Source organism: uncultured Jannaschia sp. (assembly GCF_947494055.1).
Lineage (GTDB): Bacteria > Pseudomonadota > Alphaproteobacteria > Rhodobacterales > Rhodobacteraceae > Jannaschia.
Map to the genome: position 1 here is coordinate 1 of NZ_CANLTR010000149.1, position 796 is coordinate 796.

The 796-nt window shown below is 63.3% G+C and carries 1 protein-coding gene and 1 pseudogene; both read left to right on the top strand.

The features are described 5' to 3' along the window. Window positions 1-284: transposase (locus Q1A87_RS23570; protein WP_299657288.1), on the top strand; the 284-nt coding region annotated here is incomplete at its 5' end. Between the two features lie 50 nt (window positions 285-334). Continuing rightward, window positions 335-796: pseudogene (locus tag Q1A87_RS23575) on the top strand (transposase); the annotation flags it as partial.

The window sequence follows — 796 nt, forward strand, 5'->3', positions numbered from 1 at the left end:
CAGCATATACCAGGTTCCGAAGAACCCAGCCGGACATCGGCACCGAGATCCTTATATCGGTTACGAATGCCGTCGAGCGTCTGAACAAAGAGGTGAAGCGGCGCGCGGATGTCGTGGGCATCTTCCCCAACGAGGCCTCCATCACCCGCCTGATCGGCGCCGTGCTCCTCGAACAGAATGACGCGTGGCAAACCCAGAACCGCTACATGATGGTCGACGCCTTCGCCCGCATCGACACCGTGGAGCAAGACCACATCCTCAGCATCTCGACCGAAGCCGCCTGATCATGACGCCAGGCCACATCCCAATTTCCATCATCTTGACGGACCTGACCCTTCAGGCTCGCGGAATGCGCGGGGTCGAGTACGTCGTCTCCGACGACCACACCGGGCTGCGGGCCGCTCGCTGGGCCGTCCTCGGCGGCGCGACATGGCAACGCTGCCGTTCGTCGGGAAAACTCTCCACTGGAGAGTTTCCTGATCCTCCTCACCATCTCGCCCAAAACGCCATCCATCATGCGCCGACCCTGAAGAGCCGCAAGCGTATCGGTGCCGATCTGCGCGACGTCTGGAACGCCGGCTCACTGGCCAAGTCCGAGGCCGCCCTGGCCGAGCTGGTCGCAGACTACACCGCCCCGGCTCTCGCCGCATGGCTGGAAGAGGCCGTGCCCGAGGGTTTGGCCGTCTTCTCTCTGCCCAGCCCTCACCGCCGCCGGCTGCGTGTCGCGTTGCCTCAAGGATATTGCTACCCATCGGCGCCGTTGCCTCATCTAATCTGTTACCTGCGAGGTTGGGCT